Source organism: Reyranella massiliensis 521 (assembly GCF_000312425.1).
Taxonomy (GTDB): Bacteria; Pseudomonadota; Alphaproteobacteria; order Reyranellales; family Reyranellaceae; genus Reyranella; species Reyranella massiliensis.
Window position 1 is genome coordinate 2,251,931 of sequence record NZ_HE997181.1, and the last position, 25,484, is coordinate 2,277,414.

Annotated in this window: 23 protein-coding genes; 11 read left to right on the forward strand and 12 right to left on the reverse strand. The window is 64.4% G+C overall.

Annotated features, from left to right (window positions below):
- The first annotated feature begins 31 nt into the window (after positions 1 to 31).
- The 3 genes from glnA (at position 32) to BN60_RS11120 (ending at position 3,601) form a co-directional block, all read left to right on the forward strand.
- Entirely contained in the window at positions 32 to 1,438 is a 1,407-nt protein-coding gene (glnA, locus tag BN60_RS11110; RefSeq protein ID WP_020696117.1) for a type I glutamate--ammonia ligase, read from the forward strand.
- 106 nt (positions 1,439 to 1,544) lie between these two features.
- Positions 1,545 to 2,414: an HTD2 family dehydratase gene (locus BN60_RS11115; protein WP_020696118.1), complete on the forward strand. Its 870-nt coding sequence runs from the start codon at positions 1,545 to 1,547 to the stop codon at positions 2,412 to 2,414.
- Complete coding sequence (locus tag BN60_RS11120) at positions 2,411 to 3,601, forward strand: CaiB/BaiF CoA transferase family protein (RefSeq protein ID WP_020696119.1); 1,191 nt, start codon at positions 2,411 to 2,413, stop codon at positions 3,599 to 3,601. Before BN60_RS11115 ends, BN60_RS11120 begins: the two co-directional genes overlap by 4 nt.
- A gap of 19 nt (positions 3,602 to 3,620) precedes the next feature.
- Here BN60_RS11120 and BN60_RS11125 read toward each other — a convergent pair whose 3' ends face one another.
- Positions 3,621 to 4,460 (reverse strand): TauD/TfdA dioxygenase family protein, encoded by an 840-nt coding sequence (locus BN60_RS11125; protein ID WP_020696120.1) that lies wholly within the window; start codon positions 4,458 to 4,460, stop codon positions 3,621 to 3,623.
- A gap of 9 nt (positions 4,461 to 4,469) precedes the next feature.
- Positions 4,470 to 4,979, reverse strand: coding sequence for a hypothetical protein (locus BN60_RS28800; protein ID WP_148283378.1), 510 nt, complete (start codon positions 4,977 to 4,979; stop codon positions 4,470 to 4,472).
- A 45-nt stretch (positions 4,980 to 5,024) separates the two neighbouring features.
- Here BN60_RS28800 and BN60_RS11135 point away from each other — a divergent pair, with 45 nt between their 5' ends.
- The gene (locus BN60_RS11135) at positions 5,025 to 6,074 is read left to right on the forward strand and encodes an alkaline phosphatase D family protein (RefSeq protein ID WP_020696122.1); all 1,050 of its coding nucleotides are present in this window, start codon (positions 5,025 to 5,027) and stop codon (positions 6,072 to 6,074) included.
- A 9-nt stretch (positions 6,075 to 6,083) separates the two neighbouring features.
- On the opposite strand, the gene BN60_RS11140 is transcribed toward BN60_RS11135, so the two are convergent.
- Positions 6,084 to 7,049: a Bug family tripartite tricarboxylate transporter substrate binding protein gene (locus BN60_RS11140; RefSeq protein WP_020696123.1), complete on the reverse strand. Its 966-nt coding sequence runs from the start codon at positions 7,047 to 7,049 to the stop codon at positions 6,084 to 6,086.
- Positions 7,050 to 7,120: 71 nt separating this feature from the next.
- Positions 7,121 to 8,011: a TauD/TfdA dioxygenase family protein gene (locus tag BN60_RS11145; protein ID WP_043285366.1), complete on the reverse strand. Its 891-nt coding sequence runs from the start codon at positions 8,009 to 8,011 to the stop codon at positions 7,121 to 7,123.
- 50 nt (positions 8,012 to 8,061) lie between these two features.
- Here BN60_RS11145 and BN60_RS28805 point away from each other — a divergent pair, with 50 nt between their 5' ends.
- The gene (locus BN60_RS28805) at positions 8,062 to 9,006 is read left to right on the forward strand and encodes a GntR family transcriptional regulator (protein WP_083856065.1); all 945 of its coding nucleotides are present in this window, start codon (positions 8,062 to 8,064) and stop codon (positions 9,004 to 9,006) included.
- Here BN60_RS28805 and BN60_RS11155 read toward each other — a convergent pair.
- On the reverse strand, positions 8,978 to 9,964 hold the full coding sequence (locus BN60_RS11155) for a tripartite tricarboxylate transporter substrate-binding protein (RefSeq protein ID WP_020696126.1): 987 nt from the start codon (positions 9,962 to 9,964) through the stop codon (positions 8,978 to 8,980). The two genes, BN60_RS28805 and BN60_RS11155, sit on opposite strands and share 29 nt — an antisense overlap.
- Positions 9,965 to 10,009: 45 nt before the next feature.
- Entirely contained in the window at positions 10,010 to 11,077 is a 1,068-nt protein-coding gene (locus BN60_RS11160; RefSeq protein WP_020696127.1) for a tartrate dehydrogenase, read from the reverse strand.
- Between the two features lie 115 nt (positions 11,078 to 11,192).
- Between BN60_RS11160 and BN60_RS11165 the strand changes: the two genes are divergently transcribed.
- Genes BN60_RS11165 through BN60_RS11180 form a run of 4 tightly spaced genes read left to right on the forward strand, consistent with a single transcriptional unit; the run spans position 11,193 to position 15,222 of the window.
- Complete coding sequence (locus BN60_RS11165; protein ID WP_020696128.1) at positions 11,193 to 12,878, forward strand: N-acyl-D-amino-acid deacylase family protein; 1,686 nt, start codon at positions 11,193 to 11,195, stop codon at positions 12,876 to 12,878.
- 24 nt (positions 12,879 to 12,902) lie between these two features.
- Complete coding sequence (locus tag BN60_RS11170) at positions 12,903 to 13,205, forward strand: putative quinol monooxygenase (protein ID WP_020696129.1); 303 nt, start codon at positions 12,903 to 12,905, stop codon at positions 13,203 to 13,205.
- Positions 13,202 to 14,011 (forward strand): phytanoyl-CoA dioxygenase family protein, encoded by an 810-nt coding sequence (locus tag BN60_RS11175; protein WP_020696130.1) that lies wholly within the window; start codon positions 13,202 to 13,204, stop codon positions 14,009 to 14,011. Before BN60_RS11170 ends, BN60_RS11175 begins: the two co-directional genes overlap by 4 nt.
- A gap of 26 nt (positions 14,012 to 14,037) precedes the next feature.
- Complete coding sequence (locus BN60_RS11180; RefSeq protein WP_020696131.1) at positions 14,038 to 15,222, forward strand: TMEM43 family protein; 1,185 nt, start codon at positions 14,038 to 14,040, stop codon at positions 15,220 to 15,222.
- 4 nt (positions 15,223 to 15,226) lie between these two features.
- Here the strand turns inward: BN60_RS11180 and BN60_RS11185 are convergent, their stop codons facing one another.
- On the reverse strand, positions 15,227 to 15,889 hold the full coding sequence (locus tag BN60_RS11185; protein WP_020696132.1) for a TetR/AcrR family transcriptional regulator: 663 nt from the start codon (positions 15,887 to 15,889) through the stop codon (positions 15,227 to 15,229).
- A 112-nt stretch (positions 15,890 to 16,001) separates the two neighbouring features.
- Between BN60_RS11185 and BN60_RS11190 the strand changes: the two genes are divergently transcribed.
- Both BN60_RS11190 and BN60_RS11195 read left to right on the forward strand, forming a co-directional pair.
- Complete coding sequence (locus tag BN60_RS11190) at positions 16,002 to 17,150, forward strand: efflux RND transporter periplasmic adaptor subunit (RefSeq protein WP_020696133.1); 1,149 nt, start codon at positions 16,002 to 16,004, stop codon at positions 17,148 to 17,150.
- A gap of 44 nt (positions 17,151 to 17,194) precedes the next feature.
- Complete coding sequence (locus BN60_RS11195; RefSeq protein ID WP_020696134.1) at positions 17,195 to 20,296, forward strand: efflux RND transporter permease subunit; 3,102 nt, start codon at positions 17,195 to 17,197, stop codon at positions 20,294 to 20,296.
- Positions 20,297 to 20,305: 9 nt separating this feature from the next.
- Here the strand turns inward: BN60_RS11195 and pcp are convergent, their stop codons facing one another.
- The 5 genes from pcp to BN60_RS11220 form a co-directional block, all read right to left on the reverse strand.
- Positions 20,306 to 20,947, reverse strand: a complete 642-nt coding sequence (gene pcp, locus BN60_RS11200) for a pyroglutamyl-peptidase I (RefSeq protein ID WP_020696135.1) — start codon at positions 20,945 to 20,947, stop codon at positions 20,306 to 20,308.
- A gap of 89 nt (positions 20,948 to 21,036) precedes the next feature.
- Entirely contained in the window at positions 21,037 to 21,834 is a 798-nt protein-coding gene (locus tag BN60_RS11205) for an FAD binding domain-containing protein (protein ID WP_020696136.1), read from the reverse strand.
- A 13-nt stretch (positions 21,835 to 21,847) separates the two neighbouring features.
- Positions 21,848 to 24,235, reverse strand: coding sequence for a xanthine dehydrogenase family protein molybdopterin-binding subunit (locus BN60_RS11210; protein ID WP_020696137.1), 2,388 nt, complete (start codon positions 24,233 to 24,235; stop codon positions 21,848 to 21,850).
- A 4-nt stretch (positions 24,236 to 24,239) separates the two neighbouring features.
- Entirely contained in the window at positions 24,240 to 24,725 is a 486-nt protein-coding gene (locus BN60_RS11215) for a (2Fe-2S)-binding protein (RefSeq protein WP_020696138.1), read from the reverse strand.
- 141 nt (positions 24,726 to 24,866) lie between these two features.
- The gene (locus BN60_RS11220; protein WP_020696139.1) at positions 24,867 to 25,469 is read right to left on the reverse strand and encodes an SRPBCC family protein; all 603 of its coding nucleotides are present in this window, start codon (positions 25,467 to 25,469) and stop codon (positions 24,867 to 24,869) included.
- Positions 25,470 to 25,484 lie beyond the last annotated feature (15 nt).

Consider the following 25,484-nt stretch of genomic DNA (forward strand, 5'->3'; position numbering starts at 1 on the left):
ACGTAACCACAAGTAGAGGGACGAACGACAAATGGATGCCAAGCAAGTTCTCGCGATGATCAAGGAAAAGGACGTCAAGTTCGTTGACTTCCGCTTCACCGATCCTCGCGGCAAGTGGCAGCATACGGCCCGCATGGCCTCTGCCACCGACGAGGGCACGTTCGTCGACGGCGTGATGTTCGACGGTTCGTCGATCGGTGGTTGGAAGGCGATCAACGATTCCGACATGATCCTGATGCCGGATCCCTCGACCGCCGTGCTCGACCCCTTCACAGCGCAGACCACGCTGGTCGTGACCTGCGACGTCGTCGAGCCTTCGACCGGCCAGCTCTATGCCCGTTGCCCGCGCTCGACCGCCAAGCGCGCTGAGGCCTACATGAAGTCGTCCGGCGTTGGCGACACGGCCGTGTTCGGCCCCGAGCTCGAGTTCTTCGTGTTCGACGACGTGCGCTACGACGTCCAGATGGGCGGCAGCTTCTACTCGATCTCCTCGAACGAATCGCCGTGGAACAGCGGCGCCGTAATCGAGGGTGGCAACCTCGCTCATCGTCCGGGCGTCAAGGGTGGCTACTTCCCGGTGCAGCCGGTCGACACGCACAACGACCTGCGCGCCGAGATGATGTCGGTCTGCTCCGACATGGGCCTGGTCATGGAAATCCACCATCACGAAGTGGCGCCGGCGCAAAACGAACTCGGCTTCAAGTTCGACACGCTGGTGAAGACAGCCGACAATGTGCAGAAGTACAAGTACACCCTGCACAACGTCGCCCACAGCTACGGCAAGTCGCTGACTTTCATGCCGAAGCCGCTCTACGGCGACAACGGCTCGGGCATGCACACCCACCAGTCGATCTGGAAGGACAACAAGCCGCTGTTCGCAGGCTCGGGCTATGCCGACCTGTCGGAGACGGCGCTGTACTACATCGGCGGCATCATCAAGCACGCCAAGGCGCTCAACGCCTTCTGCAACGCCAGCACCAACTCCTACAAGCGAGTCATTCCGGGCTTCGAGGCGCCGGTGCTTCTGGCCTACTCCTCGCGCAACCGTTCGGCGTCGTGCCGCATCCCCTACTCGGCTTCGCCGAAGGGCAAGCGCGTCGAAGTCCGCTTCCCGGACCCGTCGGCCAATCCATACCTCGCCTTCGCGGCGATGCTGATGGCCGGCCTCGACGGCATCCAGAACAAGATCCATCCGGGCGATCCGATGGACAAGAACCTGTACGACCTGCCGCCGGAAGAGCTCTCCAAGGTTCCGACCGTCGCCGGTTCGCTGCGCGAGGCGCTGAATTCGCTCGACGCTGACCGCTCCTTCCTCACCAAGGGTGGCGTGTTCACCGACGACCAGATCGACGCCTACATGGAGCTCAAGTGGGAAGAGGTCTACAACTGGGAACACCAGCCGGCGCCGATCGAGTACAAGATGTACTACTCGATCTGATCGTCCGATCTTTCGACTGATGGAAGGGCCTGCGAAAGCGGGCCCTTTCTGTTTGCCGGCATGCGTGCGACTCTCCTGCGCGAACAGACACGAGGGACGAGACGCGATGAGCGGCTGGATGGACGAAGCGATGAAGGATCTGCGCCCCTGGATCGGGCGCGTGCGCACGGTCGAGGACGATATCGGCATGATGGCCGTCCGTCGGGTCGCTGCGACCTTCGACGTCGATCCCGACAGCATCAAACGGGGCGATGAATTGCCGCCGCATTGGTTCACGGTGTTCTTTGGCGAGACGATCCGCCAGGGCGAGCTGGGGCCCGACGGGCATCCCAACAAGGGCATCGTCCTGCCACCGATCCCGATGCCGCGCCGCATGGGTGCCGGTCGCCAGGTCAGGATCATGGCCTCCCTGCGCGCTGGCGAGCCAGCGGTAAAGAAGGCCGAAGTCGCCAACATCGTCCCCAAGACCGGCCGTTCGGGCGACATCTTCGTCCTGACCATGCGCCACACGATCGAGCAGAGCGGCAAGACGATTGCGGTCGATACGTTCGACGCCATCTACCGCCCTGCCGTACCGCCGGGACAGAAGACCACGGCAACGGTGGCAACGCAGGCCCGAACGGACCATGCGTGGAACGACACGACCCCGCTCACCAACACGATCAACTTCCGCTACGGCGGCATCACCTGGAATGCGCACCGCATTCACTACGATGGCGACTACACGCGCAGCGAGGAAGGCTATCCCGCGATCGTATCGAACGGCGGCCTTTCCATGCATCTGATGGTCGATGCCGCGCTCAAGCACGCAAAGGGCAAGCTCACCGGTTACACTGCCCGCCTCGTTCATCCGCTCTGGGTCGGCGACCTGATCGATGTGCGCGGCGAGGCGCAGAAGGACGGCAAGCTCAAGATCTGGGCCGCCGACAAGAACGGCGTGCTGTGCGGCGAGATGGACCTGGAGTTCGCGGCGTGAGTGGCCCGCTCGATGGCGTGCGCGTCGTCGACCTGACCACCGTCGTCGTCGGTCCGATCTGCACGCGTACCCTCGCCGACTACGGCGCCGAGGTAATCAAGGTCGAAGCGACGGGCGGCGACCTCCTGCGCACCATGGCGCAGGGCAGCCGCAATCCCGGCATGTCGGGCAAGTTCATCAACTTCAACCGCAACAAACGCTCCATCGTCCTCGACCTCAAGAAACCGGAAGCGCTGGCGGCGCTCCACCGTCTGATTGAGAAGGCCGACGTATTCGTGAGCAACGTCCGGCCCGAGGGCCTCGCCCGCGCCGGCCTCGACCATACAAGCCTGGCACCGCGGAACCCGCGCCTGATCCACTGCTCGATCCTCGCGTTCGGCCGTGGCGGCCGCTACTACAACCGCCCTGCCTATGATCCCATCGTGCAGAGCCTATCGGGAGTTGCCGGCACCCTGGAGCGTGCGACCGGCGAACCGCGCTTCGTGCCGATGGTCATGAGCGATCACACGACCGGCCTGATCGCCGCCCAGTGCATCGGCTTCGCCCTCTATCGCCGCGAGAAGACTGGCCGTGGCGAGGCTATCGACGTGCCCATGCTGGAAAACATGGCGTCCTTCGTCTCCAGCGAGCATCTCGGCGCAGCGACCTTCGACCCGCCGGTCGGCCCCAGCGGCGACGGTCGGCTGTTGAGCCCAGACTACAGGCCCCTGCCCACCCAGGACGGCTACATCACCGTCGGCCCCAACACCAATCCGCAGGCCTTCGCCTTCTTCGATGCCATCGGCCGGCCGGAACTCAAGAAGGATCCCCGTTTCGACAGCGCCGCCTCGCGTACCGCGAATGCCGCCGCCTACTTCGAGGTTCGCAAAGAAGGCCTGGCTCAGAAGACCACGGCCGAGTGGCTGGAGATATTCGACCGGCTCGATGTGCCGGCGGCACGTTACAATTCAATCGACGATCTGCTGACCGATCCGCATCTCGACGATGTGGGATTCTTCCAGGCCGAGGACCATCCGAGCGAAGGCCGCATCCGCCGCTCGCGTCGTGCCAACACCTTCTCGGGTGGCGAACGCGCCACGGAAACGCACGCACCGCGACTTGGAGAGCATACCGACGCGGTGCTGGCCGAGGTCGGCTACAGCGTCGCCGAAATCGATGCCCTGCGCAGAGCAGGAGCTGTCCGCTGAGCGATCAGACCAACGAGCGTCAGACTGGGCGGTCGCCCTCGATCAGTACGCGCTGCATGATTCGGGTCTCGCCCACCGGATAGTCGATCACCACTCGATGCATCGTGGCGCGGTTGTCCCACACCACGATGTCGCCGACGCTCCAGACATGGCCATGGTGATGCCGCGGCTTGCGCGCTTCCTCGGCGAGTTCGTCGAGCAGGTCGTCGCTTTCCGCCCGCTCCAGCCCGACGATCCGGTCCAATCGGTTCGGGTTCAGGTAGAGCGCCTTGCGGCCGGTCTCGGGGTGCGTCCGCACGAGGGGATGCTCGACGTCGGGCGTCTCCGCAATCTCCTCCGGCGTGCGCGCCGATGGCCGGTTGCGCGCCCGTGGCGTGTCGTAGCCATGGATCGCGCGCAGCCCGTCGATGCGCTTGCGCGTGGCTTCCGGCAGGGTCTCGTAGACCGAGTGCATGTTACAGAACCAGGTAGCCCCGCCGCGGCTCGGAATCTCGATGCCGTGCAGGAGCGTCGCCTTGGCCGGTATCGCAAAGTACGAATCGTCCGTGTGCCAGTCCTCGGCCCGGATAGCGGTCTTGTCGGTTGTGCCATCGGGCATAAGCGTGCTGACCATGATCGACACGTCCGGCACACCGCCGCTGCGCTTGTAACGCAGGAGCTGCTTCTGCGGCGCGCCGAAGGCCGTCGAAAAAACGCGGGTCTGTTCCGATGTCATGCGCTCGCCCGGCACGACGACCAGGAGATGTTCGGCCAGCGCCCGGTTGAGCTTGGCAGCGACGGCGGGCTCGTTGGCGCTGGCGCGATCGAGTCCTTCAATACGGACGCCCAGCGGCGCGTCGAGGGGAATGACTTCCATCATGAAAGAAACCTAGCGCGATGTGACACCGGAAACCAATTCCACCAGCCAGGCTTTCGCTCGTCGGATTGCATTCGCTGCCGCCTGCCAGGCAGGCAGCGCGCGAACGAAGCCGTAGACCCGATCGCGGAAGTCGAACAGCCAAGTCTCCGCCCGCAGGTACCAGGACAACTGCAGCAGCGTCGGCCGCAGGATCTTGTAAAGTCGCGCCACCAGTGCCGTCGCCACGACCTTGCCAAGCATGATCGCTCCGGTCGCCAGCACGAACTTGCCCTGCATCGCAAACCAGACCGCCGCGAGCTTGACTGGCAGCACCAAAGTCGAGGGCGCAGCAAAAGCGATCAAGGCTGCCCATGGCGGCAGGCCGGCGAGCCAGCCCTCGATCCGGGCGATCGGCGGCCAGCGTGCAATCGCGGCCATCGCAAGGCCGAGATAGTGGAGAAGAACATCCTCGAAGAAGACGATCGCCGCCGCGACCGGCACGAGCAGGAGTTCAAGGGCGCGTTTGAGGTGGCGCTTCATCGGCATGTAATCTAAGCGCCGGATCCTGGCTTTTCAGTGGTCATTATGTTCACGCGTCGTACCCTCGCCCACCTGGTGGCGGCTGCCGCCGTCACCTCCACCCCTGCTCTGGCCCAGAACCGGCCGCCGCTGTCGCGAATCGCCTTCGGCTCCTGCGCCAACCAGAACATGGACCAGCCGATCTGGGACGCCGTGCTGTCCTACCGGCCCGATCTCTTCATCTTCTGCGGCGACAATGTCTACGGCGACTTCAATTCCGCCGATGCAGCCAATCTGAAGCGTGCCTACGAGGAAGCGGGAAAAGTCACGGGCTATGCCAGGCTGCGCGACACGGTGGGCCATCTCGCCGTCTGGGACGACCACGATTATGGCCTCAACGATGGCGGCATTGAGTTCGCGCACAAGGCCGCGTCCAAGGAGCTGTTCCTCGATTTCTGGAACGCACCCGCCACCGACATCCGGCGCAAGCGCGACGGCATCTACGACTCGCGGATCATCGGGCCGCCGGGCATGCGCGTGCAGGTCATCCTCCTTGACGTGCGCTGGTTCCGTTCTCCCTTGAAGATTACCGACCAGCGCGGCGCGCCGGGCAAGGAACGCTACCTGCCCGATCCCGATCCGGCCAAGACCATGCTGGGTCCCGTGCAGTGGGCGTGGCTGGCCGAGGAGCTGCGCAAGCCTGCCGAGTTGCGGCTGATCGTGTCGAGCACCCAGGTGCTGGCCGAGGGCCATGGCTGGGAGCGCTGGGGCAACATGCCCTTGGAGAAGCAGAAGCTGATCGACACGATCCGCGCCAGCGGCGCCAAGGGCGTTGTCCTGCTCTCCGGCGACCGCCATATCGGCGCGCTCTATCGCGAGACGCCGGCCGACCTCTACCCGCTGTACGAGACCACTTCGAGCGGCCTCAACATGGTCTACTGGGCCGCCAAGGAAGCCGGCCCCAACCGGCTGGGAGCCCTCTACGCCGCGGCCAATTTCGGCGTGGTCGATGTCGACTGGTGGGAACGCAAGCTCGTACTGGCCCTGCGCGACGATGGCGGCAATACCCGCCGCGCCGTCGAGATCGCTTTCGACACGTTGGACATCGCCACCTGAGTCGCCGACCTAGTCGAGTCGCACGCCCAGTTCCTTGATGATTGCCGACCAGCGCGCGGTTTCTTCGCGGATCAGGGTTGCTGTCTCCTTGCGGCCGCGGAAGATCGGGAAGTAGCCGAGGCTCACGAGCAGCGCACTGACTTCGGGGTCGGCGACGGCCTGGCGGTAGGCTCCTTCCAGTTTGTCGAGAACGGCGGCCGGCGTCTGGGCCGGCGCGACGACACCCTGCCAGGCGGAGACGGTGAGGTTGGGCCAGCCCTGCTCCACGGCGGTCATGACGTCCGGCAGCGCCGGATGACGCTCGCGCGAGAGCACGGCAATGATGCGGACTTTGCCCGCATCCACCTGGCCCTTGTACATGCCGAAGCTCGAGATCATGAGCTGGACGCGACCGCCCAGCATGTCGGCTAGCGCCGGTCCGCCACCACGATACGGCACGTGCAGAAAGTCGATCCCAGTCTGGCGCTTCACCACCTCGAAGCTCAGATGATCGACACTGCCGAGGCCGCCCGAACCGAAGTTCAGCTTGCCGGGCTGCTCCTTCGCCAGCGCCACAAGCTCCTTGAGATTCTTCGCCGGCAGATCGGCCGGGATCGCGAGCACGACCGCCGAATCGGCAACGGTGCAGATTGGCGCGAGATCGCGCTCCACGTTGGTCGTCAGGCTGCGATAGAGCAGTGGATTGGTGACGACGACACTGCTGTTCACATAGCCGATCGTGTAGCCGTCGGGCGGGCTCTTGGCGACCAGTTCAAGGCCGACGCCACCATTGGCGCCACCACGATTATCGACCACGACGGACTGGCCGAGCGACGACTGGACCTTCGCCGCGAGCGGGCGTGCGACGAGGTCCGTGCCGCCGCCGGGCGGAAAGCCGACGACGACCTTCACGGGGCGGGACGGATACTCCTCGCCCCAGGCGGCAGCGAAGGGCACGCCCCCGAGAACGGCGGCGAGCAGGCTCCGGCGATGCATGGCATTCCTCCCATATTGCCGGCTCATTCGAGCCGGACTTATCGTTCTTCAGTTTTATTCGGGACCGAAGTTCAGGCCGCTTCGGCCTGTTCCACGGTGGGACGGTCGCCGCCCAGGGTCGTGCGACGCATGTCGCGCACCTCGTTGCGGTCGAAGCGCTTGGCGCGATGCATGGTGGTGCGGTTGTCCCACATCACCAGATCGTACTGCCGCCATTGATGGGAGTAGACGAACTCCCGCTGCGTCGCGTGTTCGGTCAGTTCGCACAGGTAGGAACGCGCCTCCGGGATTGTCCAACCGACGATGGCGCCGGCATGGGACGACAGGAATAGCGACTTGCGCCCCGTCACCGGGTGGGTCCGCACGAGGCGCTGACGCACCGGCTTGAAGTTGGCGATCTCCTCCGGCGTGAGATCGGTGAAGCCGACGGCGGCGCGCGAATAGATCAGCGAATGCTCACAGATCAGGTCCTCGACCTCGGCCTTCGTACGGTCGTCCAATGCATCGTACGCGGCGCGCATGTCGGCAAAGTCGGTGTTACCGCCCCAAGACGGAATGGCACGCGCCGACAGGGCCGAAAACTTCGCTGGGATCACCGCATAGGAGCTGTCGGAATGCCAGAGCCGGTCGCCCAGCTTGAAGAACCACTGCCGGTCGTCGGCCGATATGACCTTGCCGTCCTTGGTCAGGTTGGAAAGGTCGCTGATACCGGTTCCGAGCCTGCTTTCTGTCGTCTTGCGAATATTCCCGGGCTTCTCCTTGACCTCGAGCTCTCCGAAATTCCTGGTGAACTCGACCTGCTGCTCGTCGGTAATGTTCTGATCGCGGAAGACGAGCACCCCGTATCGGTTCATGCCCTCCTCGATCGCGACCGCTTCATTGCGGCTGAGCGGCTTTGTCAGATCGACGCCGGAAACCTCTCCGGCGAAGACGGGATGGATCTGAGTGATGGTCGGCGCCATGGCGGCCATTCCTTCCCTAAATTCGGTTTTTTGTTATAACATATGACAGGATGGGCAGTGACTTCTCCCCTGTCAAACTTCGCGACGCGCCTGAAGCCGCCTTGCGGCTCGCAAGCGAAACTGCCATCCAGCCCACGATGCAGCATATTGAGCATGTCAGTCTTTCCACTCAGGTGCTGCGCGAGATCCGCACCGCCATCGTGCTGGGCGATCTGGCGCCGGGAGCCCGCCTGACCTTCCGCGACGTGGCGCAGCGGCTCAAGGCAAGCGTCACTCCGGTTCGCGAAGCGCTGCTCCAGCTCGTTGCCGAACGCGTGCTGAGTGTCGGCACTGGGCGCACGATCACCGTACCCCTTCTCACACGCGCTCAGTTCATCGAACTCAGGGTGATCCGTGTCGCGCTCGAAGGTATGGCGGCCGAAGCTGCGGCGCGTCAGGCAGAACCGCGTCTCATCGACGAACTGGAATCGATCCATCGTCAACTGGACGAAGCCAAGATGGCGCGCAATGCACGTCAGGCAACCATCCAGAACCGGGCCTTCCATTTCCGTTTGTACGAAGCGGCCGCCCTGCCGGAACTGCGCGGCATGATCGAAAATATCTGGCTCAGGACCGGCCCCTATCACCGTTACATATTCGCCGATCCCAGCAAGCACATCTTCGACAACCCCGGCCGCAGGCGCACGCAACCGCAGCATGCCCATCGTCGCGTCATCGCAGGTCTACGTGCGGGCCGTCCTGGCGATGTCCGCGTCGCGATCGAGGCCGACATACTGTCCGGCGATCCAATCATCCTTCCTCAATTGCCCCAGGATACACCGGACCGCGTACAGGAACTCGTGCGAAGCCTGCCGGATCTCGAAATGTTGTCGCGCGCGCTGTTCGGCGAGAAGACGAACGCACCGGCCCAAAAGCAAACGGGCCGCCCCAAGGGGCGGCCCGGTTCTCGTCGACGTCTGGATCTTTCTACTGCGGCTGAACGCCGGCAGCCTTGATCGCGGGCACCCACTTGTCGATTGACGCCTTGAGCTGATCGCGCAGCGCTTCCGGCGTCGCTTCCGTGGCCGTCGGCAGATCGACGGCCTGCTCGATCAGGCGGCCACGGACCTTCTCGTCACCCAACGCCGCAACCAGCGCCTGGTTGAGTTTGGTGACGACGTCCTTCGGAGTGCCCTTCGGAACGAAGAAGCCGTTCCAGATCGTGACCTCGTAGCCCTTGAGACCGGCCTCGTCGATGGTCGGCACATCGGGAAGCTGCGGCAGGCGCTTCAGCGTGCTGACGCCCAGCGCCTTGATGTTGCCGCCCTTGATCTGCGGCAGCACATTCACCGCCTGATCGACCATGTAGTCGAACTGGCCACTGACCAAGTCGTTCAGCGCCGGGCCGGTTCCCTTATAGGGAATTTCCAGCACGTCGACCTTCATCATGTTGTTCAGCATCAGGCCGCCGAGATGCGAGGCGGCGCCGATGCCGGCCATGCCGTACTGCGCCTTCTTCTGGTTGGCCTTCACGTAAGCCAGGAACTCCTGGAAGTTCTTGGCCGGAAGGTCCTTCTTGGTCACCAGCACCATCGGGTTGGTACCGCCGAGGCCAACCGGCTCGAGGTCCTTCTGGCTGTCGTAAGGCAGCGACTTGTAGAGCGCGATGTTGACCGCCAGCGTGCCCATGTGGGTGAACAGGACCGTGTAGCCGTCCGGCGTGGCCTTGGCGGCCTTGTTGACACCGATCGTGCCGCCGGCGCCGCCGACGTTTTCCACGATCATGGTCTGGCCGAGCGCCTCGCCCATCCGGGCGGTCAGGACGCGGGCCAGTGCATCGGTGGGGCCACCGGCGGCAAAGGGCACGATCACGGTGATCGGCTTGGTCGGGTATGCGGCTTGGGCCAGCGCGCCTAGCGGGGCCAGGGCCAGACCGGCAGCCGCGGCCGTAGCGAACAGGTTGCGTCGTTTCATGTGGATTCCTCCCTGAAGTGTGCAAACGCCATGATAATCCGGCTGCTACACCGTCCTCACGAGTTCGGCAATGGCTGCACCGACAGTCTTGGTGTCGCCGTTGCCGCCCAGGTCGCGGGTCCTGGGACCGCCCTCGACCAGGGAGGCCGCAATCGCCCGTTCGATGGCCTCCGCCGCCTCGGGATATCCTAGATGGCGAACCATCATGGCGCCCGACCAGATCTGGCCAATCGGGTTGGCGATCCATTGGCCGGCAATGTCCGGCGCCGAACCGTGCACCGGCTCGAACATCGACGGGAATTTGCGCTCCGGGTTGATGTTGCCGGAGGGCGCCACGCCGATCGACCCGGTCAAGGCGGGGCCGAGGTCGGACAGGATGTCGCCGAACAGGTTGGAGCCGACGACCACGTCGAACCAATCCGGGTTGCGCACGAAGTGGGCCGTCAGGATATCGATGTGGTACTGGTCTGCCTTGATGTCGGGGTAGTTCTTCCTCATCTCGGCGAAACGCTCGTCCCAGAACGGCATCGTGTGAATGATGCCGTTGGACTTGGTGGCCGAGGTGACATGCTTCTTCTTCGTGCCGCGCGCGAACTCGAAGGCGAACTTCAGTACGCGATCGACCCCCTTGCGCGTGAAGACCGCCTCCTGCACCGCAAACTCGTTCTCCGTCCCCTGGAACATGCGGCCGCCGAGCTGGCTATATTCGCCCTCGGTATTCTCGCGCACCACCCAGAAGTCGATCTCGCCCGGCTTACGGTTGGCCAGCGGTGACGGCACACCCTCGAACAAACGCACCGGCCGCAGGTTCACATACTCGTCGAAATCGCGGCGGATCGGGATCAGCAGGCCCCAAAGCGAAACGTGGTCCGGCACGCCCGGCCAACCGACGGCGCCGAGGAAGATGCTCTCGAACGCCTTGAGCTGCTCCATGCCGTCGTCCGGCATCATCTTGCCGGTCTGCAGCAGGCGATCGCATGACCAATCGAAATCGGTGAACTCGAGCTCGAAGTTGAAGCGCCGCGCCGCAGCTTCGAGGACACGCACGCCCTCCGGCAGGACTTCCTTGCCGATTCCGTCACCCGGAATGAGCGCGATCTTATGCTTGGCCATTCAAACCTCCCGAAATCCGCGCGGACCCTAGCAGCGCGACCTTGCCATGCAAGCACGGCATTGCCCCTGCAGAAGACCCACGCCAAAATGAACAACCGTTTACCCCGGAGTGGCCATGACGTACGACCTCAAGATTACCGGCGGCACCATTGTCGACGGCACCGGCAAGCCCGGCTTCGTTGGCGACCTCGGCATCAAGGACGGCAAGGTCGTGGCGCTCGGCAAGGCTGAAGGCGCAGCCACAACGACCATCGACGCCAAAGGCAAGATCGTCTCGCCGGGCTTCGTCGACGTCCACACTCATTACGATGCACAGATCCTCTGGGATCGCATGCTCTCGATCTCGCCATGGCACGGCGTCACCACGACGGTGATCGGCAACTGCGGCTTCGGCGTCGCGCCGACCCGCGCCGCCCATCGCAAGATCATCATGCAGACGCTCGAGAAGGTCGAAGGGATGAGCCTTGAAGCGCTGGAAGCCGGCCTCGGCACAGCGTGGCCTTTCGAGACCTTCCCGCAATATCTCGACACGCTGGAGAAGCGCGGCTCGGCGATCAACATCGCCGCCCTGTTTGGCCACACGCCGCTGCGCCTCTACGTCATGGGCGAGGAATCGACTGAGCGCGCCGCGACGCCCGATGAGATCGGGAAGATGAAGATGCTGGTACGCGAGGCGATGGACGCCGGCGCGATCGGCTTTGGCACCTCGGTCTCCGTCAGCCACAGCGGCTATGGCGGCAAACCGGTGCCCAGCCGCCAGGCCACCGTCGAGGAAATGGACCAGCTCGTCTCGGTCATGGGCGAGTTGAAGCGTGGCCTGATGCAAATCACCATTGGCCGCGATTTCTCGACCCGCCACATGGCCGAGGTCAGCCGCAAGTACAACATCCCCGTCACCTGGACCGCCCTGCTCTCTCACCTTTACGGCCCGGGCGGCCATCGCAAGCAGCTCGACCTTGCCGCCGAGCAGCGTAAGTCGGGCGCCATGGTGATCCCGCAGGTGAGCTGCCGGCCGCTGAACTTCGAGGTCACCTTCGCTGAGCCGTTCATCTTCGACGTGATGCCGTTCATGAATGAGCTGGCGAAAGCCGACGCCAAGGAACCCGGGACCCGCCGCCGCGCCTATGCCGATCCGGCGTGGCGCGAGAAGCTCCGCAGCGAGGTGACTCCGCTGTTCCGCAACTGGTGGGATCGCGTCGTCATCGCCTGGTCGCCGTCGCATCGCGAGCTCGAGGAGATGCCGCTCGCCGCCGCGGCCGCCAAGCTCGGCAAGGATCCGGTCGACCTCGCCCTCGATATCTCGCTGGCCGATGACCTGCTGACCCGCTTCCGCATGGCCGTCATGAACTTCGACGAGAAGGAAGTGGCCGAGCTGATCACCGATCCAAACACGATCATCGCGCTGTCGGACGCCGGCGCCCATGCCAGCCAGCTTTGCGACGCCTGCTACTCGACGCACCTGCTCGGCCACTGGGTGCGCGACCGCAAGGTCTTCACCCTCGAAGAAGCCGTGCACAACCTCACCCAGCGCCCGGCCGAGATGTTCGGCATCACCGATCGCGGCGTGCTGGCCGAAGGCCGCCCAGCCGACGTCGTCGTCTTCGATCCCAAGACCGTGAACCCGGGCCCGCTGAGGCGCGTCCACGACATGCCGGCCGGCGCCGACCGTCTCGTGTCCGAGGCGAGCGGCATCGAGGCCGTGGTCGTGAACGGCAAGCTGATCCGGCAGAACAACAAGGATACCATCGCGGCCAACGACAAGCTGCCCGGTCGTCTGCTACGACACGGCCGCGCCGCTTAAGCGTACATCAAGGGAGAGAGACCAATGATCCACGTCATCGCCATCATCACGGCCAAGCCGGGCAAGCGCGACGAAGTCCTCAAGAACTTCAAGGCCAACGTCCCGGCTGTGCATGCCGAGAAGGGCTGCATCGAGTACGGCGCGACCGTCGACACCGATGGCGGCCCGTTCGCCAAGTTCGGTCCCGACACCTTCGCCGTCATCGAGAAGTGGGAAACCATGGACGACCTCAAGGCCCACGGCGCGTCCGAGCACATGAAGGCCTATGCGGCCAAGAACAAGGACCTGCTCGCCAATCGCGCCGTCCACGTTCTTCAGAACGCTTGATCACCGTCACCGACACTGACGTCGCCGCGTACGAACGCGACGGCGTCGTCTGCCTGCGCGGCGCCTTTGACGCCGTGTGGGTGGGAATCCTGAGCGAGGCCGTCGAGCGCGACCTCGCCAACCCCAGCCCCAACGCGACCAACTTCGCCCAAGGCAGCACCGCCGGTAAGTTCTTCGGCGACATGTTCATGTGGCGGCAGGACAACGATTTCCGGATGGCCGCCCTCACCTCGCCGGCAGTCGAAATTGCCGCCCGATTGATGGACTCACAGAACGTCGATTTCTTCTACGATCAGCTCTTCGTAAAAGAACCCGGTACGGCGCACCCGACCCCCTGGCATCAGGACCAGCCCTATTGGCCGGTGACCGGCTGGCAGATCACATCGGTCTGGATCGCGCTCGACGATATCGACCTCAGCAACGGCGCCGTCGAGTTCATCGCAGGATCGCACCGCTGGGGCGTCAACTATCGACCGACGCCGTTCCGCAAGAGCCACGAGGCCAAGTTCACGTCGAGCGACCTGCAGCAGATTCCCGACATCGACGCCGACCGCGGCAAATACGATATCCGGTCTTGGACGATGGAACCGGGCGATTGTCTCGTTTTCCATGCCATGATCGTCCATGGCGCCCCCGGCAACGACACGAGCGGCAACCGCCGTCGCGGGCTGTCGCTGCGCTATACCGGCGATGATGCCCGTTACGATCCGCGGCCGGGCACTTTTCAGTTTCCCCACAAGCCCGATCTTCAGCCAGGGGCGCCCATGACCTGTAGCCTCTTCCCGCGAGTCTGGCCAAGGCGCTAGTCTGCCTGCGCAACCGGGAGCAGTTCATGGCTGAAAACAACGGCGTCGATCAGGTGACCGAAGTCACCAACACGTCGTGGCTCAGTCGCTTGGGCCAGGCTATCGTCGGCGTTCTGGTCGGCATCGCGGTCGTAGTCGGAGCCGGCGTGCTGCTGTTCTGGAACGAAGGCCGTGCCATCAAGACAGCGCAGGGCCTCAGCGAAGGGGCCGGCGTCGTCCGTAGCGTTTCGGCCGATCGCGTCGATCCCGGCAACGACCAGCGGCTGATCCATGTAAACGGCATGCTGACGGCAGGCACGCCGGTCGGCGACGGCGACTTCGCCCTGCGCATGCAAAGTCTTCGCCTCCTGCGCCATGTCGAAATGTATCAATGGCAGGAGGAGACACACACGGAGACCCGCACCAAGTTCGGCGGTGGCGAGGAACGCACGACGACCTACAAGTACGTCCGCGGCTGGGCCGACAAGCCCATCGACTCGAGCCGCTTCCGCGAGGTCCGCGGCCACACCAATCCGACGATGGCTTATCAGTCGCGCGAAGTGGTGGCGCCCGGCACGCATCTCGGCGCGTTCGCGGTGCCTGAGTCGCTCGTGCGCGGCTTCGGCGAGCCCAAGCCACTGGAGGCCACCGACGTGCAGGCCAATGCCCTGCAGATCCGCATCGACAAGCCGGTCAAGGTGATCGACGGCGTCCTCTATATCGGACGCGATCCTTCGCAGCCTGCCGTCGGCGACATGCGGATTACTTTCTCCCAGGTGCCGCTTCAGACTGCCAGCGTCGTCGCCCTGCAGGCCGGGACGAGCCTCGCCCCGTTTACGACCCATACCGGCACGACGGTCGAACTCATCGCGCCGGGGACCGTGCCTGCAGCCGCCATGTTCAAGGCGGCGCAGGAGGAGAACGTCACCTTTACCTGGGTGTTGCGTGCCGTCGGCGCCTTCGTGATGTTCGTCGGCTTTGCCTTGATCCTGCGGCCGCTCAGCGTCGCCGCCGACATCATTCCGATCCTGGGCAACATCGTCGGTGCCGGCGCCGGCTTGGTGGCGATGGTCTGCACCGCAGCTCTGGCACCGCTCGTGATCGCCCTCGGCTGGCTATGGTATCGCCCCCTGATCGGCATCGGCGTACTGATCATGGGCGCTGCCGCGACTTACGGCTTGACGAAGCTCGCCCGTCGACGCGTCGCCCGGAAGGCCGCCGCGGTGGCCTGATCCATCAGGTGTCGCGGATGATCCCTTTCAGCACCATGTCGAGCATGCCGTTGATCAGCAGATCGCGATTGGACCAGGGAAATTCCGGCTTGAGGATCAATGCCGATGCGAGGCCATGCATCCCCATCCAGCAAAGTTCGGCACAGGTATCTGCCGGATAGTTCAGCTTGAGCCCCGAGGCTTCGGCTTCGACGAGTACGCTCACCAGACGCTGGAAGACGATCGACCCGTTGACGCCCGGCCGGGTCGGATCGTCGGTCGGCATGCGATGACCGACCTTGCGCACCGATTCCGGGACATTGCTGCCCAGAAAGATCAATCGGTATTCATCGGGGTGCTTGAGGCCGAACCGTAGGTAGGCCTCTCCGAACTGGCGTATCCGGTCGCGCGGTTCCGCGACGCTCTTCTCGATCTCGTCGATGCTGTCGATCAGATGCCCGAAGGTCTGGTCGCAAAGCGCCAGCATCATCTGCTCTTTGTCCTGAAAATAGAGGTAGAGCGCGGGCGCCGAAACGCCGACCCGATCGGCAATCTTGCGGATCGTCGTCGAGTCGTACCCCTGCTCCAGAAACAGCTCCTTCGCGGCCTGCAGGATTTCCTCGCGACGGGTATGGCCTTCGCCCCGTTTCTTACGGCCTCCGGTGGCAGCTGTTGAAAAAGCGCTCAATCGGGTTCTCCTGCCCTTGACTCCTATATTAACGAAGATAACTTATCGACGTTAAGTTAACGGCGTTTAGTCTATCTTGGCTGCATTGTAAACGCCCGAAGGAACCCCCGCCATGCGTCTCCCGACCTTTCGCCTGCCGCGCAAGTTCCCTCTCAAGGTCGTCGCTTTCGCGACGGCAGTCATTGCCCTGGCCGGCGGCGGCTTTGCCGTCTTCTCCTTCACCGCGAATGCATCGCGGGTCGCGGCGTCCGAGCCGGTGATCCGGCCGGCGCGCGTCGTGGAAATTGCCTATCGCCGGCAGGTCCAGTCTTTGACCCTGGCCGGTACGGTCGTGCCACGCATCGAGAGCACGCTGGGCTTCCGTGTCGCCGGCAAGATCGTACGGCGCGCCGTCGACGTCGGCGCTGCCGTGAAACCTGGCGATGTCATCGCCGAGCTCGACCCCACCGACTATCGCCTTGCCGTCGACAATGCCCGCGCCGCGCTGGTCTCTGCCGAAGCCGACTATGCGCGCGCCAAGGCTGACCACGAACGCTACCTCAATTTGCGCGGAAGCACGGCGTTCGTCCCCCAGACCCTCGATCAGCGTCAGTCCCTGGCGTCGACGACGCTGGCTCGGGTGGATCAGGCCAAGAGCCAGCTCGCGACGGCGGAGAACAACCTCGACTACACGGTATTGCGGGCCGACGCTGCCGGCGTAGTGACCGCCGTTCAGGCCGAGGTCGGGCAGGTGATGGCACAGGGCCAGGGCGTGGTCCGCGTCGCGCGCCTCGACGAACTCGAGATCCTGGTCGGCGTCCCCGAGCATCGCCTCAAGAGCGTGCGCGAAGCGTCCGTGGCAAGCTTCGAACTCTGGTCCGACCCGGGCCGTCGCCACGCCGCACGGCTGCGAGAACTGTCTCCCAGTGCCGATCCCGCGACCCGCACCTACCCCGCCCGGTTCAGCGTATTGGAGCCACCGCAATTCATCGGCCTCGGCATGACTGCGACACTGTCCTTCGATCGGCGAGATCCCACTCCGGTTGCCGAGGTTCCTCTCAGCTCCATCTTCCAGCGCGGTACGCAGCCGGCCGTCTGGGTGGTCGACCGCACGAGCGGCACCGTCGAGTTGAGAGCGGTGACGATCGCACGCTGGCGCGACGACACCGCCGCCATCGCCTCCGGCGCCAAGGAGGGCGAGCTGATCGCCACGGCCGGCGTGCACAAGCTTGAGCACGGCCAGAAGGTCAAGCTGCAACTCCCGCAACACGCCGCCCGCTAGGCAGACCTACCTAGCAGCCCGCAATCTTCCGCGGAGAGACGGACATGACGACGCGCACCAACCTGTCAGCGCTGGCGTTGAAGTACAGCACGCTGACGGTCTTCTTCATGATCGCGCTGACGGCGGCCGGTATCTATGCGTTCTTCAATCTCGGCCGCGGCGAGGATCCGCCCTTCACCATCAAGCAGATGGTCGTATCGGCCGCCTGGCCGGGCGCCACGTCGCGCGAGATTGAGCAACAGGTCACCGAGAAGATCGAGACCAAGCTCCAGGAACTGCCCTACTTCTTCAACGTGACGAGCTACACCAAGCCCGGCGAGACCGTGATCTATGTCTCGTTGCGCGACGATACTCCGCCCGCCAAAGTGCCTGACCTCTGGTACCAGGTGCGCAAGAAGGTCGGTGATATCAGATCATCCCTGCCACAGGGTGTGGTCGGTCCCTTCTTCAACGACGAATACGGCGACACCTACAGCCTGATCTGGGCCTTCGAATCCGACGGCTTCTCGCCGGCCGAGGTCAAGGAGATCGTCAAGGCAGTGCGCCAGCGGCTACTGCGTGTTCCCGACGTTACCAAGGCCGACTTGATCGGCCTGCAGGACGAGAAGATCTATATCGAGTTCAGTCATGCCCGGCTCGCCATGCTGGGCGTGCCGGTCGATCAGATTCTGGAGGTTGTGCGCCGGCAGAATGCGATCGTCGCCACCGGCACGATCGAAACCAGCGGAGAGCGGGTCGCCGTGCGCGTCGATGGGGCGCCGACTTCGGCGGAAGAGCTCATGGCCCTCCCCTTCACTGCCAATGGTCAGACGCTGACCCTGGGCGATGTGGCGGAGGTCAAGCGCGGCTACCAGGACCCGCGGCAGATCGCCATGCGCTTCAAGTCGAAGCCGGTGATCGGCCTCGGCGTGGTGATGGCGCAGGGCGGCAACGTCCAGACGCTGGGCAAAGCCCTCGACAAGACCATGAAGGAGATCGAGGCGAACTTGCCCATCGGCATCACCGTCCATCGCGTCGCCAATCAGCCCGAAGTCGTCGACAAGTCGTTCGAGGAGTTCATCGCCTCGCTGCTCGAGGCGCTAGCCATCGTGCTGGTCGTGTCTTTCATCAGCCTCGGCATTCGCACCGGCGTGATCGTGGCGTTCTCCGTACCGCTGGTGCTGGCGATCACCTTCGTGGGCATGCTGATGCTCGGCATCGACTTCCAGCGCATCTCGCTCGGCGCTCTGATCATCGCGCTCGGCCTGCTGGTCGACGACGCCATCATCGCCGTCGAGATGATGATGGTGAAGCTGGAACAGGGGGCGAGCCGCCTCGAAGCCGCGACCTTCGCCTACACCTCGACGGCCTTCCCCATGCTGACCGGGACGCTGGTCACGGCTGTCGGCTTCGTTCCGGTGGGCTTCGCCCGGTCGGGCGCCGGCGAATACACCAACTCGATCTTCTGGGTGGTCGGCCTCTCGCTGATCATCTCCTGGTTCGTCGCCGTCCTGTTCACGCCCTGGATGGGCTATCACCTGCTGCCACAACCTAAGGTTCATCATCACGATCCCTATGGCGGCCGGCTCTACACGATGTTCCGCAAGCTGGTCGTGTGGTGCGTCACCTGGCGCAAGACCACGATCGCCATAACCGCGCTCGCCTTCGTGGCCTCGATGGCGGCATTCGGCCTGGTCCAGAAACAGTTCTTTCCGACCGCCAACCGGCCCGAGCTGATCGTCGACATGAAGCTGGCGCAGGGCGCTTCGTGGGCCGCGACCGACAAGGAAGTGCGCAAGCTCGAAAAGTGGCTCGGCGAGAATTCCGACGTCGCCTTCTACACGTCCTACATCGGCGCCGGCAGCCCGCGCTTCTACTTGCCCACGGTCCCGGAGCTCGCCAACGCCAATTTCGGCCAGGTCATCGTCATGACCAAGGATCTCCGCGCCCGCGAGCGCGTGGTTGCCGCGCTGGACAGGCTCTTTGCCCAGGACTTCGAAGCCGTCCGCGCCCGCGTGCAACGCCTGCAGAACGGCCCGCCGGTCAGCTATCCGGTGATGTTCCGCGTGCTGGGCGACGATCCACAGCAGGTCCGTACCGTCGCCGAACGCGTGCGGCAGGTCTTCAAGGCCGATCCGGCGACGCGCGACATCAACTTCGACTGGAACGAGCTGGCCAAGTCCGTGCGGCTGGAGGTCGACCAGGCCAAGGCCCGCGCCCTGGGCGTCGACTCCCAGGTGCTGGGCAATGCCCTGCAGACGCTGCTGAGCGGTGTGACGGTCACGCAGTATCGCGAACGCACCGAGACGATCGACGTCATCGCCCGCGCGATCGCGCCGGAGCGGCTGAGCGTCGAAGGTCTCGAAGCCATCAACTTCCGCACTGCCAATGGCGGCGTGGTCTCGCTGGCCCAGCTTGCGACGCTGAAGTTCGAGCTGGAAGAGCCGATCCTCTGGCGGCGCAACAAGGAACTGCTCATGACTGTCCGCGCCGGCGTCGCCGACGGCGTGCAGGGCCCGGATGTCGCTGCCCGCATCGACAAGGCGCTGGCGCCGCTGCGCGCCGAACTGCCGCCCGGCTATCGGATCGAGATCGGTGGCGATTCGGAGGAGTCGGCCAAGAGCCAGGCCTCCATCTTCAAGATGATGCCCCTCATGGCCTTCCTGATGGTGCTGTTCCTGATGCTCCAACTCCAGAGCTTCTCCAAGCTCGCACTGGTCATGCTGACGGCGCCGCTGGGTCTGATCGGCGTGTCGCTGTTCCTGCTGCTATTCAACCAGCCCTTCGGGTTCGTCTCGCTGCTGGGCGTGATTGCACTTGCCGGCATGATCATGCGCAACTCGGTGATCCTGGTGGATCAGATCGACCAGGATATCCGCGCCGGTCACACCGACTGGGATGCGGTGATCGACGCCACGGTGCGCCGCGCGCGGCCGATCCTTCTGACCGCCGGCACGGCGATCTTCGCCATGATCCCGCTGTCCCGCAGCGTATTCTGGGGACCCATGGCTGTCGCCCTGATGGGCGGCCTGCTGGTGGCGACCGCCCTGACCCTGCTCTTCTTGCCGGCGCTCTATGCGGCCTGGTTCAGGGTGAAGAGACCGTCCGCAACGGAGGCCGCGTCGCCGCAACACGTCCCGCCGACGCTCGCGATCGCGGCCGAGTAGCGCCCAGGGTCAGGAGATACGGCCTTCCGCCGTTCGGAGGTCGCTCTCCCGGCTGGCGCTGACTTCAAGGATGATCTCGATGCCGCGCACAATGTCGCTGACCGACATGGACGGCGCACCACCGAGGCGGGCCGCCTGCTCCGGCACATAAGGGATGTGCAGGAAGCCGCCACGGATCGGGCGAGGATGCGAGGCAGCAATGTCCATCAGCGCATAGAAGATGTGATTGCAGACGAAAGTGCCGGCGGTGTTCGAGACCGCAGCCGGCAGTCCCGCCTTGCGCATTTCGGCCACGCAGGCCTTGATCGGCAGCGTCGTGAAATGGGCGGCCGGCCCGTCGGCCACCACCGGCCTGTCGATCGGCTGCTTGCCGTCATTGTCCCGAATGCGTGCATCCTGGACGTTGATCGCCACGCGCTCGAGACACAGTTCGGTACGACCGCCGGCCTGGCCGACGCAGAGCACGATGTCGGGCTTTGCCTTCTCAATCGCCGCGCGCAGCACTTCGGCCGAACGGGCATAGGATGTCGGCAGCTCGGCCGTGTGTACCACGATGCTGCCGAGGTGCTTCTTCAGCTTGCCGACGGCAAGAGAGGACGGATTGACCTCGTCGCCGGCGAACGGATCGAATCCCGTAACCAAGGCCTTCATGGTGCACTCGCCTCGAATGCTATTATCCAGAAAACAAAGGGGCGCCCGGCAAGGGGCGCCCCGACGTTAGTCACTGCTGAGATCGATGGCTACTTGTTGGCCGCGTCGACTGCGCGACGAGCCATCACGCCCACGAGGTGGGCACGGTATTCGGCACTGCCGTGAATGTCGCTGTTGAGGTCGTCGGCCGGGATCTTGATGTCCTTGATCGCCGCCGAAGTGAAGTTCTTGGCGAGCGCGTCTTCCATCGCCTTGACGCGGAAGACGCACGGGCCGGCACCTGTCACCGCCACGCGCACGCCGCCTGCGGTCTTGGCGACGAACACGCCGACCATCGCGTAGCGCGAAGCCGGGTTGGGGAATTTGACGTAGGCCGCATTCTCCGCCTTCGGGAAGCTGATCGAGGTAATCAGCTCACCCTCGCTCAACGCCGTTTCGAACAGGCCCTTGAAGAAGGCGTCGGCCGCATGCTTGCCGGTGTTGGTGGTGATCGTCGCATTGAGCGCCACAACCGCCGCCGGATAGTCGGCGGCCGGATCGTTGTTGGCCACCGAACCGCCCATGGTGCCGCGGTTACGGACCGCCGGGTCGCCAATATGACCGGCCAGGGCAGCCAATGCCGGGATCTGGGCCTTCACGTCGGCCGAGCTGGCGACGTCGTAGTGGCGGGTCATGCCGCCGATCACGACGTTGTTGCCCTCGACCTTGATGCCGGCCAGCTCCTTGATGGCGCCGAGATCGACAATGTCGCTCGGCCGGGCCAGGCGCTGCTTCAGCGTCGGGATCAGGGTCATGCCGCCCGACATCGGACGGGCCTCTTCCTTGCCCTTCAGCAGAGCGACCGCATCGGCAACCGACTTCGGACGATGGTAAGCAAAATCGTACATCTCAATCCTCCCGTTACTCGGCCGCTTTACGCTGCGCACCCTGAATGGTCTGCCAGACGCTGAGCGGCGTGGCAGGCATCGGGACGTGCGTGACGCCGAGCGGCGCCAGTGCGTCGTGGACGGCATTCATCACGGCGGCAGGTGCGGCAATCGCACCGGCCTCGCCGCATCCCTTCACGCCCAGCGGATTGTGCGGGCAAGGCGTGACCTTGTAGCCGAGCTTGAACGACGGGACGTCGTCGGCGCGCGGCATGGTGTAGTCCATGTAGGAGCCGCTGAGCAGCTGACCCGTTTCCTTGTCGTAGACGGCATTCTCCAGCAGCGCCTGACCGACGCCCTGAACGATGCCACCGTGAACCTGGCCCTCGACGATCATCGGATTGATGATGTTGCCGAAATCGTCGACCGCGGTGTGATTGACGACCTCGACGACGCCGGTATCAGGGTCGATCTCGACCTCGCAAATCTGCGTGCCGGCCGGATAGACGAAGTTCGCCGGATCGTAGAACGCATTCTCGTCCATGCCGGGCTCGATCTCGGCCAGCGGGTAGTTGTGCGGCACGTACGCGGCGAACACCGCCTGGGCGAGCGGCACCGCCTTGTCGGTGCCCGCCACCTTGAAGGTGCCGTTCTCGAACACGACGTCGGCGGCCGAGGCCTCCATCAGATGGGCGGCGATCTTCTTGCCCTTGGCGATGATCTTGTCGGCGGCCTTCATGATGGCCGAGCCGCCGACCGCCAGGGACCGGCTGCCGTAGGTGCCCATGCCGAACGGCGTGGTCGCAGTGTCGCCGTGGACGACCTCGATATTCTCCAGCGGCACGCCGAGCTTGTCCGACACGATCTGGGCGAAGGTCGTCTCGTGGCTCTGGCCGTGGCTGTGCGAGCCGGTCAGGATCTGGACGTTGCCTGTCGGGTTGAACTTGATCTGGGCGGCCTCCCATTGGCCGACGCCGCCACCGAGCTGGCCGATCACCTGCGACGGCGCCAGCCCGCAGGCCTCGATGTAGGACGAGAAGCCGATGCCGCGCAGCTTGCCGCGCGACTTGGCTTCGGCGCGGCGGCCCTCGAAACCCTTGTAGTCGGCGATCTTGATCGCCTCGTCGATGATCGGCGGGTAGTTACCCGAATCGTACTGCAACGCCACCGGAGTCTGGTACGGGAAGGCGTCGGACGGGATGAAGTTCTTGCGGCGCAGCTCCGCCGGATCGACCTTCAATTCTGCCGCCGCCCTGCTGACGATGCTCTCGATCACGAAGGTCGCCTCGGGACGGCCGGCGCCGCGATAGGCGTCGACCGGCGCGGTGTGCGTCACCGCCGCCTTCACGTTGGCGTAGATGAGCGGCGTCGTGTACTGGCCGGCCAGCAGCGTGGCGTAGAGATAGGTTGGCACCGCCGTCGAGAAGGTCGAGAGATAGGCGCCCATGTTGGCGATGGTCTCGACCTTGAGCGCCAGGAACTTGTGATCCTTGTCGAGGGCAAGCTCTGCATGGGTGACGTGGTCGCGCCCGTGCGCGTCGGTCATGAACGACTCGGCTCGCTCCGCCGTCCACTTGATCGGCCGGCCGACGCGGCTGGACGCCCAGCACACCATCGTCTCTTCGTTGTAGCAGAAGATCTTGCTGCCGAAGCCGCCGCCGACGTCGGGGGCAATGACGCGCAGCTTGTGCTCGGGAATGCCCAGCACGAAGGCCGACAGGATCAGGCGCAACACATGCGGGTTCTGCGAGGTCGACCAGAGCGTGTAGTTGCCGGTGCCCTTGTCGTACTCGGCTGCCGCCGCGCGCGGCTCCATGGCGTTGGGGATCAGGCGATTGTTGACGATGTCCATCTTGGTGACGTGCGCCGCCTTGGCAAACGCCGCCTCGACATCGGCCTTCACGCCGATTTCCCAGTCGTAGATCAGGTTGCCCGGCACCACGTCCGCGTGGACCTCGGGAACGCCCTTGTCGAAGGCGCGCGCGAGATCGACGTTAGCCGGCTTCACGTCGTAGTCGACATGGATCGCCTCGGCGGCGTCCTTGGCTTCATCGTGGCTGTTGGCCACGACCATCGCCACCGTGTCGCCGACATAGCGCACGGTATCGAGCGCCATAACCGGATGGGGCGGCGCCTTGTGCGGCTCGCCGTGCTTGTCCTTCACCACCCAGCCGCAGATCAGGCCGCCGACCTTCGCATCGGCAATGTCCTTGCCGGTGAAGATCTCGACCACGCCGGGCATGGATTTCGCCGCCGAAACGTCGATGCTCTTGATCTTCGCATGGGCATGCGGCGAACGCAGGAAATACGCGTAAGTCGCCCGTGCGAGGGGCAGATCGTCGACATAGCGACCGGTGCCGGTAAGGAAGCGCTGGTCTTCCTTCCGCTTCACCCGGGCGCCGATTCCGGTTTCGGCGGTCATGGCTCTACACCCCTGCTGACTTCATGGCCGGCGCGGCGGCCAGGATTGCCTTCACGATGTTGTGGTAGCCGGTGCAGCGGCAAAGATTGCCCTCGAGTTCCCGGCGCACCGTCGCCTCGTCGAGCTGGTAGTTGTGGCGCTTCACCATGTCGATGGCGCTCATCACCATGCCCGGCGTGCAGAAGCCGCACTGCAGGGCGTGGTTGTCACGGAAGGCTTCCTGCATCGGATGAAGCTTGTCGGCGCTTTCGGCCAGGCCTTCGATCGTGATGACCTTGGCGCCTTCGGCCTGGACGGCCAGCATGGTGCAGGACTTCACCGACTTGCCGTCGACGTCCACGACGCAGGCACCGCACTGGCTGGTGTCACAACCGACATGGGTGCCAGTCATGCCGAGATGTTCGCGCAGGAATTGAACCAATAGCGTGCGCGCCTCGACCTTGCCCGAGACGGCCTTGCCGTTGACGGTCATGGCGACGGAAATGGTCATTACTCTTCTCCCTCAACGTATTGGTTCGCGCGAGCCACGCCAGAGCAGGCCCGCCGGGCATTAGTGGAACTCTCGCAAGCCCGTCACATTGCGGTCAAGTGAATTGGCGGTTTCGCAGACGATCCGCGATTGTCTCCACCGCTAACGACTCGCAATAAAGACCAGGATCAACACGGCGGCGCCGACGCCGATAATCAGCCAGTGCTTGTAGCCACGCTGCACTGCAGCGGACGGCGGCGGCGCGGAAGGCAGCGGAGCTGTCGCATCGGCAGGTGCCGCCGAAGCGACGGCTTCCGCTGGCGGCGGACCACCGACCATTGTCGCGAACTTGCTGAAGAACTCGTCGGCCAGCTTCCTGGCGGTGCCGTCGATCAGGCGGGCGCCAACCTGGGCGATCTTGCCGCCGACCTGAGCATCCACATTGTAGTTCAGTATGGTATCGCCGCCGTCCTCCTTCAGGGCCACCACGGCACCGCCCTTGGCGAAGCCCGCCGCACCGCCCTGCCCTTCGCCGGAGATCCGGTAGCCGTTGGGCGGGTCGAGGTCGGACAAGGTGACCTTGCCCGAGAAGGCCGCGCTGACCGGGCCAATGCGCATGCGCACCTTGGCCTTCATTTCGGTATCGGAGGTCTTTTCCAGCGATTCGCAGCCCGGAATGCAGGCCTGCAGAATGGCCGGATCGTTCAGCGCCGCGAAGACCTTCTCGCGCGGGGCCGCGATCCTGTACTCACCCTTGATTTCCATTCGGTAACTCCCGGC